The organism is Micrococcus flavus (genome assembly GCF_014204815.1).
Taxonomy (GTDB): Bacteria; Actinomycetota; Actinomycetes; order Actinomycetales; family Micrococcaceae; genus Micrococcus; species Micrococcus flavus.
In genome coordinates this window covers 852338-872431 of sequence record NZ_JACHMC010000001.1, presented here as the reverse complement: position 1 = coordinate 872431, position 20094 = coordinate 852338, and the positions used below count along the sequence as shown (strand labels likewise).

The window sequence follows — 20094 nt, the reverse complement described above, 5'->3', positions numbered from 1 at the left end:
CAGTCTCCTCGTACGCCGTCATGCCGAAGTCCTTGACGCCCTGATCTTCTCAACCGCACGCACCTTCGCGGAGGAGGCACGACGATTCTCTTCGATTTCCTCCTCCGTGGGCCTCTCCGTGCCCCGGGTGAGGACCCGCACCACGGGCCGGTGCTCCGGCAGCTCCACCGGGAATCCGGGCGGCGCGCTGGAGGCCGCCCACGCCTGGAGGTGGCGCTTGGCGATCCGGTCCTCGAGCGAGTGGTAGCTCATCACCACCAGGCGCCCGCCGACCGCCAGGCCCTCGAGGGCGGCCGGGACGGCGCGGTCGAGGATGTCGAGCTCCTCGTTCACCGCGATGCGCAGCGCCTGGAAGGTGCGCTTGGCCGGGTGGCCGCCCTTCGCGCCGGCCGCCACGGGCACGGCACCGCGGATGACCTCGACGAGCCGTCCGGTGGTGAGGATCGGCTCCTCCTGGCGGGCGCGCACCACCGCGCGGGCGATGGGGCCCGCGAACCGCTCCTCGCCGTCGCGGCGGATGAGGTGCCGCAGCTCCGACTCGTCCAGCTCGGCCACCAGGTCGGCCGCCGTGCGGCCCGCGCTGGTGTCCATGCGCATGTCCAGCGGGGCGTCGTAGGAGTAGGCGAAGCCGCGCTCCCGCGCGTCGAGCTGGTAGGAGGACACCCCGAGGTCGTAGAGCGCGGCGTCCATGCGCTCCGCGCCGGCGGCCGCGAGGGCCTCGGGCACCTGGTCGTAGGTCCCGTGGAAGGGGACGAGGCGGTCGGCGAGGGCGCCGAGCCGCTCGGCGGCCATGGCCAGGGCGTTCGGGTCGCGATCGACGCCGACGACGCGCAGCTCCGGGAAGCGGGTGAGGAGGGCCTCGGCGTGCCCGCCCATGCCCAGGGTGCCGTCGAGCGCCACCGGGGCGCGGCCCGCGTCCAGGGCGGCCTGGACTCCGGGGGCGAGCAGGTCCACCACGCGGTCCCGCATCACGGGGGCGTGGCGGTCCTCGGGGCGCTGTCGGTGCGTGTCCACCGTCCGACCTCCCTGCTCGCATTCGTGGTGGTGGTGCCGCCATCGGGACGGGATCCCCGTCCGCCGCCGTCGTGCCTGGCCCAGGGGAAGTCGGGTCAGGTGCGCCGGCGCCGGCTGGAGGTCTCGCGCGGTGGTGGTCAGAGGATGCCGCCCAGGACGTCCTCGTCCGTCTCGGAGAAGGCCGCCTCCTGCGCGGCCAGGTACTCGGTCCAGGCCGCGGTGTCCCAGATCTCCGCGCGGCTGCCCGCACCGATCACCGTGACGTCCCGGTCCAGCCCCGCGTACTGGCGCAGCGGCGCGGGCACCGTGACGCGGCCCTGCTTGTCCGGCACCTCGTCCGAGGCTCCGGAGAGGAAGACGCGGATGTAGTCCCGCGCCTGCCGCGAGGAGAGCGGAGCGGCGCGCAGCTGCTCGTGCACCCGCGCGAACTCGGCGGCGCTGAACACGTAGACGCAGCGCTCCTGCCCGCGGGTGAGCACCAGGCCCTCGGCCAGCTCCTCGCGGAACTTCGCCGGCAGGATCAGCCGGTGCTTCTCGTCCAGCCGGGGGGTGTAGGTGCCCAGGAACACCGTGCACCCCCCTGCTCGACGAGGGCCCCGCCCGACCAGGGTCGGAGCCCGCTCTCTTCTGTCCTCCACTTTACCCCACTTCCCTCCCCGCACCACCGTCCTGGCGGGATCCGGTGCGAATCTCCGGGCCGCGCCAGGTGACACGGAGGAGGACCGCGCGAGGCGCACGGGTGGAGGGAGGGGGAGGGCCCGCGGGGCGGCCTGCACGGCGAGGGCCCCCGCTCCGGGGTGCGGAACGGGGGCCCTGGGGTGCGGACGGGTCAGGCGCGCGGGCGGCCGCGGTCGTCCCAGTCGCGCTCCAGGCGCGCCATGAGCGAGCCCTGTGAGCGGGACCGCTGCGCGCGGAGACCGGAGGACGCCGCCGGGCGCGGGGCCGGGCCCTCCCCGCGGTGCGGCAGGGTGGCCACGAGGATGCCCGCGCCGAGCAGGGCCGTGCCGAGGACGCCCACGAGCACGAGCTGCGTGCTCACCCCGGTGACGACCACGGCCAGCCCGATGACGGCCAGGACGGCGCCGAGCACGATGCGCCGCACCGGGACGGCGGGGCGGCCGGAGTCGGCCAGGCGGGTGGCCAGGCGCGGGTCGTCGTCGTTCAGCTGGCGCTCGAGCTGCTCGAGGACGCGCCGCTCGTGGTCCGAGAGGGGCACTCGGTCTCCTTCGATCCGGGGCGGGCCGGACCCGCCCCCCGTGGACGGCGCCGTGACACGCCGGTGTGACCAGGGTAGTCGTCGCCCCCGCGGGGCGCCATGTCAGCGCGGCCCCTCCGGCCCCGTCCGCGGGCGTCGGTCGATCAGCGTCGCCGGGCGCAGGTCCAGACCCGGGAACCGGCGGGCGACGGCGTCGGCCGCCTCCTCGGCCCGCGACCAGCCGGCCTCGGCGGCGGCGTCGTGGCCGCCCTCCGCGCCGCCCGACGGCTCGAAGAGCGTCCCCTGGCCAGCGCCGCCCTCCCCCGGCGCCCCGAGCCGCTCGGCGCGCACGCCGACGAGCCGCACCGGGTGGGGCCGCTCCCGCAGCAGCGCGGCCACCAGCGGTCCCGCGTGCTCGTGGAGGACGTGGCCGGCGGCCGAGGGGCGGGGCAGCCGGCCCGTGCGGCTGCGCACCCGCTGCGCGGGGTCCTTGACGCGCACCGTCACCGCCCGGGCCTCGACGCCGGCCGCGCGCAGCCGGGCGGCCACGTGCAGGCTCAGGCGCAGCACCTCGCGGTCCACGTCGGCCGGGTCCGTGGGGTCGACGTCGAAGGTGTGGTCCGCGCCGATGGTCTTGGCCTCCGCCCGCGGCGCGACCGGCCGCGGGTCCCGGCCCCAGGCGAGCGCGTGCCACTGCTCGCCCGCGGCGCCGAACCACCCGCGCAGCCGAGCGGGGTCGACGGCGGCCAGGTCGCCGATGGTGGCGACGCCCCGGTCCCGCAGCCGCCGGGCCGCCTGCGGGCCGACGCCCCAGAGGTGGTCCACGGGGCGCGGGTGGAGGAACTCCAGGGTGCGCCCGGGCGGGACCACGAGCAGCCCGTCCGGCTTGGCGGCGGTGGAGGCCATCTTGGCCACGAACTTCACCCCGGCCGCCCCCACCGTGCACGGCAGGCCGAGCTCGGCGCGCACCCGCTCCCGCACGAGGCGCCCGATCCGCTCGGGCGGACCGAGCCGGCGTCGGGCGCCGGCCACGTCCAGGAAGGCCTCGTCCACGCTCAGCTGCTCCCGGACCGCGGTGACCCGGTCGAACAGGGCCATGACCTCGGCGGAGACCTCCCGGTACAGCTCCTGGCGGGGCGGGACCACCACGAGGGACGGGCACAGCGCGCGGGCGTGCGCCAGCGGCATCGCCGAGCGCACCCCGTACGCGCGCGCCGCGTAGGAGGCGGAGAGCACCACGGAGCGCCCGTGCGGGGCCGCGACGGCGGCGGGGGCCCCGATCAGCTCGGGCCGCTCGCGCAGCTCGACCGACAGGAAGAAGGCGTCCATGTCCACGTGGAGGATGCTGGCCTCGGCCCGGTCCGCGGCCGACGGGCCGCTCGGCGGGATCGGGGCGCTCATCCCTCGAGCCTACCCACCGGCCGCTAGGGTGGCCGCATGCCGACCAAGCCCGCCCCGTCCGAGTCCGACTACCGCGCCGCCGTCGCCGCCCGGCTCGGGGAGATCCTCGCCGAGCACGGCGCCCATGCGGCGGGGATCCATCCGGCCGCCGCGCCGGCGGTCGAGGCCCTGGCGCGCCTGACCGGCGCCGGCAAGCGGCTGCGGGCCGTGCTGGTCTGGCTGGGCTGGCGGGCCGCCGGCGGCGCCGCGGACGACCCCCGCCCCGTCACGGCCGGTGCGGCGTTCGAGCTCTTCCAGGCCGCGGCCCTCGTGCACGACGACGTCCTGGACCGCTCGGACACGCGCCGCGGCATGCCGAGCGTCCACCGCGCGTTCGAGGCCCGCCACCGCGAGCTCGGGTGGCGCCACGACGCCGAGCACTTCGGGGTGGCCGCCGCCATCCTGGCCGGGGACGTGGCCCTCGCCCTGAGCGACGCGACCTTCTCCCGCGCCCTCGAGGGCAGCGCACGGCCCGAGCGGGCCCGGGCGGAGATGGAGCGGATGCGCCTGGAGGTCATGCTCGGCCAGTACCTCGACGTGGCCGCCGAGATGGCCCCCGCCGCGGCCGACGCCCGGGAGGCGGAGCAGGCGGCGGCGGCCGTGGTCGAGTACAAGGCCGCGCGGTACTCGGCCGTGCACCCCCTCGCCTTCGGCGGGCTGCTCGCCGGGGCGGACGACGCCCTCGTGGCCGCCTTCGAGCGGGTGAGCCTCCCGTTCGGGATCGCGTTCCAGCTGCAGGACGACCTGCTGGGCGTCTTCGGCGACCCGGGGACCACCGGCAAGCCGGCGGGCGACGACCTGCGCGAGGGCAAGCGGACGGTGCTGATCGCGCGCGCCTCCGCACTGCTGCCCGCGGAGGAGTGGCGCCGGCTGGACGCCGAGCTGGGCGATCCGGGCATGACCGTCGAACGGGTGCGCCACTGGCAGGACCGGCTCGGGGCCGTCGGCGCCCGGGCCGCCGTGGCGGACGAGGTGGCCCGGCTCTCGCGTCGGGCCGAGGACGCCCTGGACGCGCTCGCGGGGCACGGCGTGCCCGCTGCGGTCCGCGACGAGCTCGCGGACCTCATCCGCGCCTACACGGTGCGGGCGGCCTGAGGCCGGTCCGGCGCCCCGGGCGCGGGAGGCGTCACCAGGCGAGCGCCTGAGCCCGCCGGCGCACCTCGGTCTTGTGACCCGCACGCAGGGCGTCCACGGGGCGGCCCGGCAGGGACTCGTCCTCGGTGAAGAGCCAGCGCAGGGCCTCTGCGTCGTCGAACCCGGCGTCCTGCAGGAGCACGAGCGTCCCGCGGAGGGGCTCCAGGACCCCCGTCTCGGTGAGGAACGCGGCCGGGACGGACCGCACGGGCGGCGCCGGGCGGCGCACCGCCAGCAGCCGGCGCTCGGAGACCAGGTTGTGCACGCGGGTCACGCGGATGTCCAGGTGCTCGGCCACGTCCGGCAGGGTCACCCAGTCGCCCACGAGGGCGTCCAGGTCGGCGGGGATCGCGTCGGCGGGAGGCTCGGCGGTGGTCGCGGGGGTGTTCTCGGTGCTCACGCGGACACTGTACGCGGCCCCGCACCGGCCTCCCCCGGACGGGGGCGGCGCCGGCTCCGGCGACCCGCGGACGGACGGGGCGGTCCTCTACCCTGGGGGCATGAGCAGCTCGCGCCGGGACCCGCTGGTGGGCACCACCGTGGAGGACCGGTACGAGGTCCTGGACCGGGTGGCGCGCGGGGGCATGTCCACCGTCTATCGCGCGCTGGACCGCCGGCTGGACCGGATGGTGGCCCTCAAGGTCATGCACCCCCACCTCGCGGAGGACCCCGCGCTCGTGGCCCGGTTCGAGCGGGAGGCCAAGACGGCCGCCCGCGTCTCCCACCCCCACGTGGTCGCCGTCCTGGACCAGGGCCACACCGTCGACGCATCCGGGGAGACGGTCGCGTACCTGGTGATGGAGTTCGTGCCGGGCCGCACCCTGCGCTCGGTGATCCGCGCCGAGGCGCCCCTGACCCCGCGCCGCGCGCTGGACCTGCTCCTGCCCACCCTCGCCGGCCTCGCGGCCGCCCACCGCGCCGGACTCGTCCACCGGGACGTGAAGCCGGAGAACGTGCTCGTCCGGGAGGACGGCCGCGTCACGGTGGCGGACTTCGGCCTCTCCCGCGCAGCCACGGGCCACACCTCCACCGGCCAGGCCGTGCTGGGCACACCCGCCTACCTGGCGCCGGAGCACCTCTCCGGGGAGCCGGCGGACACCCGGGCGGACGTGTACGCCGCCGGGATCCTCCTGTTCGAGCTCCTCACGGGCCGCCAGCCCTTCACGGCGGCCGGTCCCCTGCAGGTGGCCTACCGGCATCTGCACGAGCGCGTGCCGGTGCCCTCCACCCTGGTGCCCGGACTCCCCGAGCGCCTCGACGACCTCGTGCTGTGGTGCACCGAGCCGGACCCCCGGGACCGGCCCCAGGACGCGACGGTCCTGCTCGACGCGCTCGAGCGGGTGCGGGCCGGCCTGTCCGACGCCGAGCTCGACCACGCGCCGCCGTCCGGGGCCCGGGAGGCCGAGGCGGGCGCGGTGCCCGTGCCCGTCGACCCGGGCCCCGTGGCCGCGGCCGACGAGCCGGAGGCCTCGGAGACCGTGCCGGTGCCCCGCCACGCGCTGCGCCCCCCCGGCGTCCTCGACGACGACGCGACCCGCACCCTGCCCGTCGGGATCGTCGCGACGCCGGCCGCACCGGACCCCGACGCCGCGCCGCGCCGCGCCGCCGTCCCGACCGCGGACGGTGCCAGCGGCCGCGCGCCCGACCGCCCCGCCCGGAGGCGCCCTCCGCGCGCCCGTGCGCGCCGCCGGTCCGCGCGGGAGCCCCTCGAACGGCTGGGCGCCGGCGGCGGCCGGACGGTGGCGATCGGGGCGGCCGTCACGCTCCTGCTCACCGGCGTGGCCCTGCTCCTGGGGTTCACCCTCGGGTCCGGCGGCCTCGGCGGGCCCGCCGGAACGGTGGTCCCTCCCCTCACCGGCCTGGACCAGGCCGACGCCCGCACCCGCCTCGCCCACGCCGGTCTCACCGCCCAGGTCACCACGCGCCACGACGAGCGCCTGTCCGACGGGGTGGTGCTGGCCACCGAGCCCGCGGCCGGCGCCGCCGTCGACGGCCGCTCCCCCGTCGCCCTGACGGTGTCCGCCGGCCCGGCGCCGGTCCCGGCCCCGGACCTGACCGGGCTGACGGTGACGGCGGCCCACCGTGCCGCGGACGAGGCCGGGCTGGACGTCCACGTGCGTGAGCGCCGCGCGGACCGTGCCACGCCCGCCGGCTCCGTGGCGGCCCAGGACGCGGCCCCGGGGGCGCCCCTGCGGCCGGGCGCCGCGCTGTCCGTGATCGTCTCCACGGGCGCGGCGGCGCACGCGATGCCGCCCGTCGTCGGCCTGACGGCCGGTGAGGCGCGCACCCGCCTGGAGGACGCGGGCCTCGTGGCGCACGTGGACGGCCCCTCGCACGGCGCCGCCCGTGTCACCGCCCAGGGGACGCCGGCGGGGACCCTCCTGCCGGAGGGCTCGCACGTGCGGATCGCCGTGGGCTGACCGGCCGCCCGGACGACGTCGGCCCCGCACCGTCTCCGACGCGGGGCCGACGTGCCGACCGGCGGGGGTCAGCCGCGGTGCGGGTGCGCCAGGGCGTCAGTGACCTTGAAGGCCAGCTCGAGCGACTGCTGGTGGTTCAGTCGCGGATCGCAGAGGGTCTCGTAGCGGGCGTCGAAGTCCGCCTCCGCCACCGGGTCGGCGCCGCCGACGCACTCGGCGACGTCGTCGCCGGTGAGCTCCACGTGCATGCCGCCGGGGTGGGTGCCGAGGCCGCGGTGGACCTCGAAGAAGCCGGACACCTCGTCCATGACGTCCTCGAACCGGCGCGTCTTGTAGCCGTTGGCGGCCGTGATGGTGTTGCCGTGCATCGGGTCGGTGACCCACACGGGCTGCAGGCCCTCACCCCGCACGCCCTCGACGATCCCGGGGAGCACGTCGCGGATCTTCGAGGCGCCCATCCGGGCGATGAACGTGAGCCGGCCCGGCTCGCGCTCGGGGTCGAGCCGGTCCGCGAGCGCGCGGACGTCGTCCACCGTGGTGCTCGGCCCGAGCTTGACGCCGATCGGGTTGCGCACGCGGGAGAGGAAGTCCACGTGGGCGCCGTCGACCTCGCGGGTGCGCTCGCCGATCCAGAGGAAGTGCGCACTCGTGGCGTAGGGCGTGCCGGTCCGGGAGTCGAGTCGGGTGAGGGCCCGCTCGTAGTCGAGCAGCAGGGCCTCGTGCGCGGCGTAGAACTCGGTGCGGCGCATGGCCTCGAAGTCCGCACCGGCGGCGGCCATGAACCGCACGGCCCGGTCGATCTCGGCGGCGATCCGCTCGTACTTCTTGTGGGCGGGGTTCTCCATGAAGCCGCGGTTCCACTGGTGGACGCTGCGCAGGTCGGCGAAGCCGCCCTGCGTGAAGGCCCGGACGAGGTTCAGCGTGGAGGCGGCCGTGTGGTACGCCGTCACCATCCGCCGCGCGTCGTGCCGGCGGGCCTCCTCCGTGAACTCGAAGCCGTTGACGATCTCCCCGCGGAAGCTCGGCAGCGTCACGCCGTCGCGGGTCTCGGTGTCCGAGGAGCGGGGCTTCGCGTACTGGCCGGCGATCCGGCCCATCTTCACCACGGGCATGGAGGCGCCGTAGGTGAGCACGGCGGCCATCTGCAGGATGGTCTTCACGCGCGCCGAGATGCGGTTGGCGGTGGACCCGGCGAAGGTCTCGGCGCAGTCCCCGCCCTGGAGCAGGAACGCCTCGCCGCGGGCGACGTCGGCCAGGCGGGTGCGCAGCACGTCCACCTCGCCGGCGAACACGAGCGGCGGGACCTGGCTCAGCTCGGCGACGGCGGCGCGGAAGTCGGCCTCGTCCGCCCAGGCGGGCGCCTGCCGGACCTCGAGGTCGCGCCAGGCGTCGAGGGCGGGGTCGGGCGCGGCGCCCTCGGAGATGGCGGTGCCGAAGGCCAGGATCTGGTCGCGGGGGTCCTCATGCATGCGACCAGCCTAGGTGCGGCCGGACCGCCGGTCCGGAACATGACCCGGGCGGTCCGCAGGGTGAGACCGCCGTCAGTCCCGGCCGGGACGCGGCGGCGCGGGCACGCGGCCGGACTTCACGTCCGCGGCGTAGACGTCCACGTACTCCTGGCCGGAGAGGCGGCGGATCGCCTCCATGATCTCGTCCGTGACCTCCCGCAGGACCCGGTGGTCGGTCGCGGACTCCGTGCGACCGGAGAAGTCGAGGGGCTCGCCGAAGATCATCCCGAGCCGGCGCGGCGCGGGCAGGGTGCGGCCGATCGGCTGGACGCGGTCCGTGCCGATCATCGCGATGGGGACCACGGGGGCCTGGGACGCGAGTGCCAGCTTCGCCACGCCGATCTTGCCGCGGTGCAGCCGACCATCGGGGCTGCGGGTGCCCTCCGGGTAGATGCCCAGCAGCTTCCCCTCGCGCAGGCACTCCAGGCCGGACTCGAGGGAGCGCAGCGAGGCCTGGCCCCCGGAGCGGTCCATGGGCAGCTGGTTGGTGGCCTGGAAGAACTTCTTCGTCACCCATCCCCTGGGGCCGGGACCGGTGAAGTACTCCTGCTTGGCCAGGAAGTGCACCTGACGGTCCAGCATGGCGGGCATGAACACGGAGTCCGAGACGGACAGGTGGTTGCTGGCGAGGATCGCCGGCCCCTCGGCGGGGACGTGGGCCCGGCCCTTCACCCAGGGGCGGAACAGCAGCCGGGTGGCGGGGGCCACCACGAACGTCTTGGCGGACCAGTAGAACGTGGACACGGGGAGGAGCCTCTCTCGACGTCGGCGGTGCGCGCCCATCCTATGCGGGCGGGCCTAGGCTCATGCGCATGCGCCTCCCCCCGTTCCCCCGCGTCCGCCCCGTCCCCGCCTCCCCCTCCCGGGCCGTGGACGTCCCCGAGGCCCAGCGCCCGTTCCGGCTGCCCGCCGCCGGCCGGCCCGACGTCGCCGTCGTGGTCCTGCACGGGTTCACCTCCGGCCCCGCGTCGGTGCGCGCGTGGGCCGAGGGGGTCGCCGGGGCCGGGTGCGCCGTCCGGGTGCCCCTGCTGCCCGGACACGGCACCCGCTGGGAGGACCTGGCCGCCACGGGCGCGGATCGGATCCGCGCCGCGGTGCGCGCCGAGGTGGACGCCGCGCTCGCCGAGCACCGCCACGTGGTCGTGGCCGGGATCTCGATGGGCGGGGCGTTGGCCCTCGACGCCGCCGCCCACCGGCCGGTGGCCGCGGTCCTCGTGGTCAACCCGGCGCTGCGCTTCGGCAACCCGCTGGCCCACGCCGCCCCCCTCCTGCGCCACGTGGTCCCCTCGCTGCCGGCCATCGCCGGCGACATCGCGGACCCCGAGGCACGGGAGATCGCCTATGAGCGCACCCCCGTGGGCGGGGTGGCCGCGGTGGGCCGGATCCAGCGGGCCGCCGAGCGGGGCCTGGGGCGGATCACGGCACCCGTCACCGTCTTCCGCTCGGCGCAGGACGCCGTGGTGCCGGAGGCGAGCCACCGGGCCCTCCTGCGCGGGCTGACGCGGGCGCCCGTGGAGGTGGTGCCCCTGCCCCGCAGCCGGCACGTGGCCACCCTGGACCTCGACCTGCCGCTGCTCATCGCAGCGAGCCGGGACGCGGTCGCCCGGGCCGTGCGGAGGGATTGAGGGCCGACGGCCCGGTGTGGGCGGGGCAGGGATCCCCGCTGTTGCCTATAGGGTGGGAGTGACACCGATCACACCGGGTCTCCGTCACGGCGCGCCGTCCCCGCGCACCGCTCCCGCCGAGGCCCGACTCCCTGGAGGACCCATGCGCCACATCGCCGAGCCGGCCCACCCGACGCTCCCCCCCGACGCCGCCCTGACCGACGCCCTCGCCCGCCAGGCGGCCGAGCACCCGGACCGTGCGCTGTTCGCCTCGCCCGTGCCCGGCGGCGAGGGTGCGGGCGCCTGGCGCGACGTCACGGCCGCGGAGGCCTGGTCCCGGGTCCAGGGCTACGCCCGCGGCCTCGTGGCCGCCGGTGTGGGCCCGGGCGACCGCGTGGCCATCATGGCCGCGACCCGCCTGGAGTGGACCCTCGTGGACTACGCCATCTGGGCCGCCGGCGCTGTGACGGTGCCCGTCTACGAGACCTCCTCCCCGTCCCAGGTGGCCTGGATCTTCGAGGACGCCGGCGTGTGCGCCGCCGTCGTGGACACCCCGGAGCGCGCCAAGACCGTGCGCGACGCCGTCCACCGCGAGGGCCTGCCGCCCCTGCGCGGCCTGTGGACCATGGACCCCGCCGACGCCGAGCCCGGCGCGGGCCTGGCCGAGCTGAGCAGCGAGGAGGGCGGGGACGAGGTCCTCGCCGAGCGGCGGGCCGGCGTCGCCCTCGACTCGCTGGCCACCGTGATCTACACCTCCGGCACCACGGGCCGGCCGAAGGGCTGCGAGCTGACGCACGCGAACTTCGCGGAGCTCGCCCACCAGACGCTCTCCTCCTCCCTCGGCCAGGTGGTCAACCCCGGCTCCTCGACCGTGCTGTTCATCCCCCTGGCGCACGTGTTCGCCCGCTTCGTGTCCGTACTGACCGTCGAGGCCGGGGCCCGGTGCGGCCACGTCACGGACCTCGCCCGCCTCTCCGAGTCGATGGAGAGCTTCCGCCCGACCTTCCTGCTCGCCGTGCCGCGCGTGTTCGAGAAGATCTACAACGCGGCGCTGCTCAAGGCGCAGGCCGGCGGGAAGGGCGCGATCTTCGAGCGCGGGGCGGATGTGGCGGTCCGGTGGTCGAAGGCCCTGGAGGACGGCCGGATGACCCTGCCGCTGCGGGCCCAGCGGGCGTTCTACTCGGCGCTGATCTACCGCCGCATCCGCGCGGCCATGGGCGGGGCCCTGCAGTACGCGGTCTCCGGCGGCGGCCCCCTCTCCCCCGACCTGGCGCACTTCTTCCGGGGGGTCGGCGTCACGATCCTCGAGGGCTACGGCCTCACCGAGACCACCGCCCCCGTGACCGTCGGCCGCCCGGGGAAGCTCCGCATCGGCACCGTGGGCCGCCCCCTGGGCGGCAACGAGATCCGGATCGAGGACGACGGCGAGATCCTCACGCGCGGCACCTCGCTGTTCCGCGGCTACCGCAACCGCCCCGAGGCGGACGAGGAGGCCTTCACCGAGGACGGCTGGTTCCGCACGGGCGACCTCGGCTCCCTGGACGAGGACGGCTTCCTGCGCATCACGGGCCGGAAGAAGGAGATCATCGTCACCGCCGGCGGCAAGAACGTGGCCCCCGCCCAGCTCGAGGACGCGATCCGCTCGGACGCCCTGATCTCGCAGGTGATGGTCGTGGGCGACGCGAAGCCCTTCATCGCGGCGATCGTCACCCTCGACGCCGACACCCTGCCCGCATGGCTGGCCGCCCGCGGCCTGGACCGCGACCTCGACGTCGCGGCGGCGGCGCGGGAGCCGAAGGTCCGCGAGCACGTGCAGTCCGTGGTGGACCGGGCCAATGCGGCGGTGTCGAAGGCCGAGGGCATCCGCGAGTTCCGCATCCTCGACCGGGACTTCTCCGCGGAGGAGGGTCACATGACGCCGTCCCTGAAGATGCGCCGGGCCGCCATCCTCAAGGACTTCGCCGCCGTGGTGGAGGACATCTACGCGGGCTCGGGCCCGTCCTGACCCGGACGACCCGGTGCGGCCCCGTGCCCGGCGACCTCCCCGGCCGCCGGGCACGGGGCCGCGGCGTCAGAGACGTCCGGAGTCGGGGACGTCGAGGCCCAGCAGGGCGTTCTCCACCACCTCGCTGAGGGCCGGGTGGGGCCAGTACTGGCCCCGGGCGAGGGTGTGGGCGTCGATGTCGAAGGACATCCCCGTGACGAAGGTCTGGACGAGGTTCGCTGCGTCGTGCCCCATCACATGGGCGCCCAGGATGCGGCCGGTCGCCCGTTCGGCGACCACCTTGCAGACGCCCTCCGTGTCCTCCATGGCCCACCCGTAGGCCACGTCCCCGAACGCCTGCTCCTTCACCGTGACCGCGTCCTCGCCCAGCCGCTCGACCGCCTCCTCCTCCGTCAGGCCGACGGAGGCGATCTGGGGACGGGTGAACACCGCGGCGGGCACCGGACCCAGCGTGTTCTGCCGCAGGGCGCCGGGGTGCACGAGGTTGTGCGCCACCACCCGGGCCTCGTGGTTGGCGACGTGCTTGAGCTGCCACGTGTTCGCCGCATCCCCCAGCCCGTACACGCCCGGCACGGGCTCCCCGCCGGCGAGGGCCCGCTGGAAGCCGTCCACCGCGAGCACCCCGTCGGCGGTGACGTCGTACCCGACGTCGGCCAGGTGCAGGCGGTCCGTGTTCGGCACGCGACCGGTCGCCATGAGCACTGCGTCCGCCTCGATCACCGACGGCTCCCCGCCGCCGTCCCGCCCGAGCCCCGGGGCGGGCTCAAGGCGCACGGCCACCCAGCCGTCCTCGGCACGGGCCGGATCCGCCACCGGCTCGACGGCCCCGACCGTCCAGCCCGTGCGCAGGTCCCACCGGCGCGACGCGATCTCCGTGAAGCGGTCCGCCACCGCGGCATCGAGGTGACGCAGCAGGCGTGGGCTCCGGTTCACCTGCACGACCTCGGTGCCCAGCGCGCTGAAGACGGAGGCGAACTCGGCGCCGATGAACCCGCCCCCGACCACCACGAGGCGGCGTGGCTGCCGGGACACGCGCATGATCGTGTCCGAGGTGTGGACGGAGGGCAGGTCCATGCCGGGGACGTCCGGGAGGGCGGGCCGCGATCCGGCTGCCACCACCACCTGGTCGCCACGCAGGAGCCGCCCGGAGGCGGTGGTCAGCTCGCGGGCGCCCGTGAAGCGGACCTCCTCCGCCACCACCTCGGTCCAGTCGAGCTCGTCCCGCCGGTAGCGGAGTCCGGCGTCGCTGATGGCGTCCACCCGGCCGAAGATGCGGTCCCGCATCGCCGGGAAGTCCGCGCCCTCGAACCGCAGGTCCACCCCGAGGCGTCCGGCCTCGGCGGGGGCGTCCGCCAGCTGGGCCGGGTAGACGTACATCTTGGTGGGGATGCATCCGCGGTTCAGGCACGTCCCGCCGAAGACGCCCGCGTCCACGATGGCCACCCTGCGACCCTCCCAGTGCTCGGTGACGAGCGAGTTCCCGGAGCCGGAGCCGATGATGATCAGGTCGAAGTCCTCTGCGGTGGCCATGGCCCCAGCATAGGAGACGGCCCGGACGCCGCAGGCGTCCGGGCCGTCGTCCGGCGGGAGCGGGTCAGCCGAGCTCGAGCAGCAGGTCGCCGCCCTGGACCGGGGTCACGCCCTTCACCACCACGCGACGGACCGTGCCCGCCACGGGGGCGGTGATGGCCGCCTCCATCTTCATGGCCTCGATGGTGGCCACGGGCTGGCCGGCCTCCACCGTGTCGCCCTCGGCGACCTGGACGGTCACCGAGCCCGCGAAGGGGGCGGGGACCTGGCCCGCGACGGCGGGGTCGGCCTTCTCCGCCTGGCGGACCGTGGACTCGACGGAGCGGTCGCGCACCTGCACCTGGCGGAGCTGGCCGTTCAGGGAGATCATCGCGATGCGCACGCCCTTCTCGTCCGGCTCGGACACCGACTGCAGCGCTGCGATCAGACGCACGCCGCGCCCCAGGGACACGATGTGCTCGCGGCCGGGCACCAGCCCGTACAGGAAGTCGCGGGTGTGCAGCGTGGAGGTGTCGCCGAACTCCTCGCGGTGCGCCTGGAACTCCCGCGTCGGGCCGGGGAAGAGCAGCCGGTTCAGCGCGTCGCGGCGCGGCGCGCCGGGCTCCGCGAGGGCGGCGGCGTCCTCCGCGGAGACCTCGGCCATGCCGGCGCCCTCCCGGCGGCCCTGCAGGGCCCGCGTGCGGAAGGGCTCGGGCCAGCCGCCGGGCGGGTCGCCGAGCTCGCCGCGCAGGAACCCGACCACCGAGTCGGGGATGTCGAAGTCCTGCGGGCGCTCCTGGAACTCGGCCGGGTCCACCCCGGCGCCCACGAGCTGCAGGGCCAGGTCGCCCACCACCTTGGAGGACGGGGTCACCTTCACGAGGTGGCCCAGCATGTCGTCCGCGGCGGCGTACATGGACTCGATCTGCTCGAACCGCTCCCCCAGGCCCAGCGCGATCGCCTGCGTGCGCAGGTTGGACAGCTGACCGCCGGGGATCTCGTGGTGGTAGACGCGGCCCGTGGGGGCCTTCAGGCCCGCCTCGAAGGGGGCGTAGATCGAGCGCACGGACTCCCAGTACGGCTCCATCGCGGTGGCCGCCTCGAGGGAGAGTCCGGTGTCCCGCTCGGTGTGCTCGAGGGCTGCGACGAGTGCCGACAGCGGCACCTGGCTCGTGGTGCCGGCCATGGAGGCCGTGGCGGCGTCCACCGCGTCCACGCCCGCCTCGGCGGCCGCCAGCAGGGTGGCCAGCTGGCCGCCGGCCGTGTCGTGCGTGTGCAGGTGCACCGGCAGGTCGAACTCGGCGCGCAGGGCTCCCACGAGTTCCCGGGCCGCCGCCGGGCGCAACAGGCCGGCCATGTCCTTGATGGCCAGCACGTGGGCGCCGGCGTCGACCATGCGGCGCGCGAGGTCCAGGTAGTAGTCCAGCGTGTAGAGGGACTCGGCCGGGTCCGTCATGTTGCCCGTGTAGCACAGGGCCGCCTCGGCGACCGCGGTGCCCGTGGCGCGCACGGCGGCGATGGCGGGGGTGATTTGCTCGACGTCGTTGAGGGCGTCGAAGATGCGGAACACGTCCACGCCCGTGGCCGCGGCCTCGGCGACGAACGCGTCCGTCACCGCGGTGGGGTACGGCGTGTACCCCACCGTGTTGCGCCCGCGCAGCAGCATCTGGATCGGGATGTTCGGCATCTCCGCGCGGAGCAGGGCCAGGCGCTCCCACGGGTCCTCGTGCAGGAAGCGCAGGGCGACGTCGTAGGTCGCCCCGCCCCAGGCCTCCACGGACAGCAGGGTCGGGAGGGTGTGCGCGACGGCGGGCGCGGCCGCCAGGAGGTCGCGCGTGCGGACGCGGGTGGCCAGCAGCGACTGATGGGCGTCGCGGAACGTGGTGTCCGTGACGGCCAGCGCGGTCTGCTCACGAAGGGCGGCGGCGAAGCCCTCCGGGCCCTTCTCGAGGAGCACCTGACGCCAGCCGTCCGGCGGGACGGCGGCCGGGTTGCGGCTCGGGCCGTCGAAGGGCGAGCGGTCCGGCTCGTGGCGCTTGTCCGAGGGATGGCCGGGCAGGCGGTCACGGGGGTCGATGCCGTCGATCCGCTCGCCGTGCGGCTTGTTGACGGTCACGTCCGCCAGGTACTGCAGGGCCTTGGAGCCGCGGTCCTGGGAGCGGTTCACCGCCGCCAGCTCGGGGTGCGCGTCGATGAAGTCCGTGGCCACGTCGCCCGCGAGGAACTGCGGGTCGTCCAGCACGTTCATGAGGAACGGGATGTTCGTGGTCACGCCGCGCACGCGGAATTCGGCGAGCGCGCGGCGGGCGCGGCGGACGGCCGTCTCGTAGTCGCGGCCGCGGCACGTGAGCTTCACGAGCATGGAGTCGAAGTGGGGGCTGATCTCGGCGCCCGCGTAGATGGTGCCGCCGTCCAGACGGACGCCCGAGCCGCCCGCGGAGCGGTAGGCGGTGATGGTGCCGGTGTCCGGGCGGAACCCGTTGGCGGGGTCCTCCGTGGTGATGCGGCACTGCATGGCGAAGCCGCGCACCTGCAGGGTGTCCTGCGAGATGCCCAGGTCGGCCAGCGAGGCTCCGGCGGCGATGCGCAGCTGCGCCGCGACGAGGTCCACGTCCGTGACCTCCTCGGTCACGGTGTGCTCCACCTGGATGCGGGGGTTCATCTCGATGAACACGTGCTGACCGGCGCGGTCGCCCGCGGTGTCCACGAGGAACTCCACCGTGCCCGCGTTGACGTAGCCCATCTCCTTGGCGAAGGCGACGGCGTCCCGGTGCAGGGCCTGGCGGATCTCCTCGTCCAGGTGCGGGGCGGGGGCCATCTCGATGACCTTCTGGTGGCGGCGCTGCAGCGAGCAGTCCCGCTCGAACAGGTGGACCACGTCCCCGTGGGCGTCGGCCAGGATCTGCACCTCGATGTGGCGCGGACGGAGCACGGCCTGCTCCAGGAAGACGGTGGGGTCGCCGAAGGCGGTGTCCGCCTCGCGCATGGCGGCCTCGAGGGAGTCGCGCAGGTCCTCGGGGCGCTCGACGCGGCGCATGCCGCGCCCGCCGCCGCCGGCCACCGCCTTGACGAAGATGGGGAACCCGATGGCCTCGGCCTGCCCCATCAGCCAGTCGACGTCCGCGCTGGGCTCGGAGGAGTCCAGGGTGGGGATCCCGGCCCGCTTGGCCGCGCGCAGGGCCTCCACCTTGTTGCCGGTCAGCTCCAGGACGTCGGCCGGCGGGCCGACGAAGGTGATGCCGTTCTCCGCGGCCGCGCGGGCGAGGTCCGCGTTCTCGGAGAGGAAGCCGTAGCCGGGGTAGATGGCGTCGGCGCCGACGTCCTTGGCCACCCGGATGACCTCGTCCACGTCCAGGTACGCCCGGACGGGGTGCCCCTCCTCGCCGATCCGGTACGCCTCGTCGGCCTTCTGACGATGGATGGAGTTGCGGTCCTCGTAGGGGAAGACGGCCACAGTGCGGGCACCGAGCTCGTTGCAGGCCCGGAAGGCGCGCACGGCGATCTCACCGCGGTTGGCCACCAGGACCTTGGAGAAGACGGGAGTCGTGTCGGTCGAGGCCGGACGACCCGCGTCGTTGCGGGGGGTGTCGGGATCCAGGGGGAGACTCATGCCCCGAGTGTGGCACATCCCGCGCCCGGCGACGGTGAGAGGCGTCACGATGACGAACCGGGGCCGCCTCCCCGCCTCCGTGCCGGACACGACGACGGCGCCGCCCGGGCGGGGGGCGCCGTCGTCGGGGCGGGGGCGGGCTCAGGAGGCCGCGCGCGACGCCTGACGGCCGCGGCGACGGGCGGAGAGCTCGTCCTGGGCGGCGGAGGGGCCCAGCAGCTCGCTGGGCAGCTCGGCGAGGCTGCCCTCGACCTCGCGCCAGACGCGGCCCACGGCGATCCCGAAGACGCCCTGGCCGCCCTGGACGAGGTCCACGACCTCGTCGGCGGACGTGCACTCGTACACCGAGGCGCCGTCGCTCATCAGGGTGATCTGGGCGAGGTCGTCGACCCCCCGCTCGCGCAGGTGGGCCACGGCGGCGCGGATCTGCTGGAGGGAGACCCCGGTGTCCAGCAGGCGCTTGACCACCTTGAGGACGAGGATGTCCCGGAAGGAGTACAGCCGCTGGGTGCCAGAGCCGGCGGCGCCGCGGACCGTGGGCACCACGAGGTCCGTGCGCGCCCAGTAGTCCAGCTGGCGGTAGGTGATCCCGGCGGCCTTGCACGCGGTGGGGCCGCGGTACCCGACGTCGCCGTCCGGGGTGGTGGTGTCGTCGTCGAAGAGACGTCCCTGTCTGCCGTCGATGCCGAGGGGCAGACCAGGTCCTGCATGCGGTGTCACGGGGGAGACCTCCTGGTCGGTGGCCCCATGGGGGTGACCGTCTCCGCCCGTCCCCTCCGGTGACCGTGGAGGGGCGTCGGCGAGCACGGCCGGGGCCTTCTGGTCGAAGGTACGGGCCGCAGGGGGCCGGGTCAACGACGTCGGCTCCGGAGGCCGCGGGCGTGTCGTGGCCGACGACGTGGGCCGGGGGTGCTCAGGCGAAGTCCTCGGGTGCCACGTCGTCCAGGAACGCCCGGAAGTCGTGGAGCGCCGCCTCCTCGTCCTCCTCGGGGTCCCCGTCCCCGCCCCGGGCGGGCAGGCCGGCCTCGGCGAGGACCTCCGGGGCGCACAGCACCGGGGCCTGCGCCCGCAGGGCCAGGACCACGGCGTCCGAGGCCCGCGCGTCCACGCGGGCGCCGCCGCGCAGCTCGAGGGACGCGTGGACCACCCCCTCCACCACCGCCGTGAGGCGCACGGCCTCCAGGCGCCCTCCGAGCGCCGCCACCGTCTCCAGCAGCAGGGCGTGGGTCAGGGGGCGCGGGCTCGGCACCCCCTCGAGGGCCAGGGCCGCCGCGGCGGCCTCCGGCGCGCCGACCCACAGGGGGACGACGGTGTCCCCCGGCGGGTCGAGGAGCAGCACCACGTGCTGCTGGGCGGGCAGCTCCACGCGCACGCCCAGCACCGTCAGGGGGATGTCCGCCGGGCTCCCGTGGCCGTTCGCCTCAGTCATCCCCCTGCTCCAGTCCCCCGTGCACGAGTGCGGAGTGCAGACGCAGGCAGGCGTCGGCGATCCCCCGCGCCGTCTGCGCGGTGCGCTCCCGGGTCCCGGCGTCCCGGCGCGAGGCCAGGGGCGCCACGGCGCGCTCCACGAGGCTGAGCTCCCGGTCGGCGGCCGCACGGAAGGGGCGCAGGTGGCGGGGCTCGATCCCGTGGTCCGCGAGGGCGACGGCGGCACGGGCCACCGCGAGCGCGGCCGCCGGGTGCCGCCCCTCGGCGTCCCGGGGCAGCAGCGCGTACTGGTCCAGCTCGCCGATCAGCTCCTCCGAGGCGCCGGACTCCTGGGCGAGCTCGGCACGGGTCCACCTGCGGGCGGGGTCCGTCATCCTCCGGCCCAGGCGCTCGGCCTCGACACTGGACGGCGCGGCCTCGAGGACGGCGGGGCGCTCCCCGCGGTCCAGGGCCTCGAGGTGCTCGCGGATCACCCGCAGCGGCAGGAAGCGGTCCCGCTGGAGCGTCAGGACCAGGCGTATGCGGTCCACGTCCGCGGCGCGGTAGCGCCGGTAGCCGGCGGGCGTGCGCTCCGGGGTCACCAGTCCGCGGTCCTCGAGGAACCGCACCTTGGACGCGCTCACGCCCGGGAAGGCCGGTTCGAGGGCGGCGACCACCTCCCCGATGCCGAGGGTCCGGACGGCGCCCTCGGCCGCGGGGGGCCGATGCCCGGCGGGGTCCACGGTCCCTCTCAGGCCTGCGCGGCCGCGTGGTAGGTGAGGCGGTAGCGCCCGATGCGCAGCTCCATGCCGGAGCGCAGCCGGACGTCGTCGACCCGGTCCCCGTTGACGTAGGTCCCGTTGAGGGATCCCAGGTCCACGAGCTGGTGGCCGCCGTCCACGGCGCGCAGCTCGACGTGCCGGCGGGAGACGGTCACGTCGTCGAGCAGGATGTCCGCGTCCGGGTGGCGCCCCACGCTCACCACGGGGGTGTCGAGGAGGAACCGGGCGCCGGCGTCGGGGCCGCCGTGGGCCACCAGCAGCGCCGTGCCGGCCGGCAGGGCGCGGACGGCCGCGAGGGCCTCCGGACCGAGGTCGGACTCGCCGGCCGGGGCGAGGTCGGTGAGACTGATCGAGGAGGTGTGGAGGCTCGGCTCGTGTCCGGGCTGCGTCATGGGGTGGGCTCCTGTGCAGGTGCGGACGCGCGCCCGGTCCCACCGGGCGCGCGCCTCAGACGGCACCGCCCCGC

The 20094-nt window shown here is 75.8% G+C and carries 17 protein-coding genes; 4 read left to right on the top strand and 13 right to left on the bottom strand.

The features are described 5' to 3' along the window. Nucleotides 1–18: 18 nt before the first annotated feature. The 4 genes from rsmH to dinB all read right to left on the bottom strand — a co-directional run bounded on the left by rsmH (nt 19) and on the right by dinB (nt 3610). A complete protein-coding gene (gene rsmH / locus BJ976_RS04125) occupies nt 19–1014 on the bottom strand; it encodes a 16S rRNA (cytosine(1402)-N(4))-methyltransferase RsmH (protein WP_135030379.1) in 996 nt (331 codons plus the stop codon). A 137-nt stretch (nt 1015–1151) separates the two neighbouring features. Continuing rightward, nucleotides 1152–1583, bottom strand: a complete 432-nt coding sequence (gene mraZ / locus BJ976_RS04120; protein ID WP_135030378.1) for a division/cell wall cluster transcriptional repressor MraZ — start codon at nt 1581–1583, stop codon at nt 1152–1154. A gap of 260 nt (nt 1584–1843) precedes the next feature. After that, on the bottom strand, nt 1844–2230 hold the full coding sequence (locus BJ976_RS04115; protein ID WP_135030377.1) for an SCO2097 family morphological protein: 387 nt from the start codon (nt 2228–2230) through the stop codon (nt 1844–1846). 102 nt (nt 2231–2332) lie between these two features. Next, complete coding sequence (gene dinB / locus BJ976_RS04110; RefSeq protein WP_135030376.1) at nt 2333–3610, bottom strand: DNA polymerase IV; 1278 nt, start codon at nt 3608–3610, stop codon at nt 2333–2335. Between the two features lie 36 nt (nt 3611–3646). On the opposite strand from dinB, the gene BJ976_RS04105 reads away from it, so the two are divergent. Beyond that, nucleotides 3647–4744, top strand: a complete 1098-nt coding sequence (locus BJ976_RS04105) for a polyprenyl synthetase family protein (protein WP_135030375.1) — start codon at nt 3647–3649, stop codon at nt 4742–4744. A gap of 31 nt (nt 4745–4775) precedes the next feature. On the opposite strand, the gene BJ976_RS04100 is transcribed toward BJ976_RS04105, so the two are convergent. Next, nucleotides 4776–5132 (bottom strand): Rv2175c family DNA-binding protein, encoded by a 357-nt coding sequence (locus BJ976_RS04100; RefSeq protein WP_135030389.1) that lies wholly within the window; start codon nt 5130–5132, stop codon nt 4776–4778. A 151-nt stretch (nt 5133–5283) separates the two neighbouring features. Here BJ976_RS04100 and pknB point away from each other — a divergent pair, with 151 nt between their 5' ends. After that, a complete protein-coding gene (pknB, locus tag BJ976_RS04095; protein WP_221419397.1) occupies nt 5284–7203 on the top strand; it encodes a Stk1 family PASTA domain-containing Ser/Thr kinase in 1920 nt (639 codons plus the stop codon). A gap of 68 nt (nt 7204–7271) precedes the next feature. Here pknB and BJ976_RS04090 read toward each other — a convergent pair whose 3' ends face one another. Continuing rightward, entirely contained in the window at nt 7272–8672 is a 1401-nt protein-coding gene (locus BJ976_RS04090; RefSeq protein ID WP_135030374.1) for a class II 3-deoxy-7-phosphoheptulonate synthase, read from the bottom strand. Between the two features lie 72 nt (nt 8673–8744). Beyond that, complete coding sequence (locus BJ976_RS04085; RefSeq protein WP_135030373.1) at nt 8745–9455, bottom strand: lysophospholipid acyltransferase family protein; 711 nt, start codon at nt 9453–9455, stop codon at nt 8745–8747. Nucleotides 9456–9523: 68 nt separating this feature from the next. On the opposite strand from BJ976_RS04085, the gene BJ976_RS04080 reads away from it, so the two are divergent. After that, the gene (locus BJ976_RS04080) at nt 9524–10336 is read left to right on the top strand and encodes an alpha/beta hydrolase (protein WP_135030372.1); all 813 of its coding nucleotides are present in this window, start codon (nt 9524–9526) and stop codon (nt 10334–10336) included. A 142-nt stretch (nt 10337–10478) separates the two neighbouring features. After that, nucleotides 10479–12320, top strand: coding sequence for an AMP-dependent synthetase/ligase (locus BJ976_RS04075; RefSeq protein ID WP_135030371.1), 1842 nt, complete (start codon nt 10479–10481; stop codon nt 12318–12320). 66 nt (nt 12321–12386) lie between these two features. On the opposite strand, the gene BJ976_RS04070 is transcribed toward BJ976_RS04075, so the two are convergent. From BJ976_RS04070 to BJ976_RS04045, 6 genes are all read right to left on the bottom strand, one after another. Next, entirely contained in the window at nt 12387–13850 is a 1464-nt protein-coding gene (locus tag BJ976_RS04070; RefSeq protein ID WP_135030370.1) for a mycothione reductase, read from the bottom strand. A gap of 64 nt (nt 13851–13914) precedes the next feature. Beyond that, nucleotides 13915–17439: a pyruvate carboxylase gene (locus tag BJ976_RS04065; RefSeq protein WP_135030369.1), complete on the bottom strand. Its 3525-nt coding sequence runs from the start codon at nt 17437–17439 to the stop codon at nt 13915–13917. A gap of 141 nt (nt 17440–17580) precedes the next feature. After that, entirely contained in the window at nt 17581–18159 is a 579-nt protein-coding gene (locus BJ976_RS04060) for a MerR family transcriptional regulator (RefSeq protein WP_135030368.1), read from the bottom strand. A gap of 193 nt (nt 18160–18352) precedes the next feature. After that, complete coding sequence (locus BJ976_RS04055) at nt 18353–18868, bottom strand: bifunctional nuclease family protein (protein WP_135030367.1); 516 nt, start codon at nt 18866–18868, stop codon at nt 18353–18355. Further along, a complete protein-coding gene (ftsR, locus tag BJ976_RS04050; protein WP_135030366.1) occupies nt 18861–19589 on the bottom strand; it encodes a transcriptional regulator FtsR in 729 nt (242 codons plus the stop codon). The genes BJ976_RS04055 and ftsR overlap by 8 nt, the downstream gene beginning before the upstream one ends. A gap of 8 nt (nt 19590–19597) precedes the next feature. Further along, entirely contained in the window at nt 19598–20020 is a 423-nt protein-coding gene (locus BJ976_RS04045) for an FHA domain-containing protein (RefSeq protein WP_135030365.1), read from the bottom strand. Nucleotides 20021–20094: the final 74 nt, after the last annotated feature.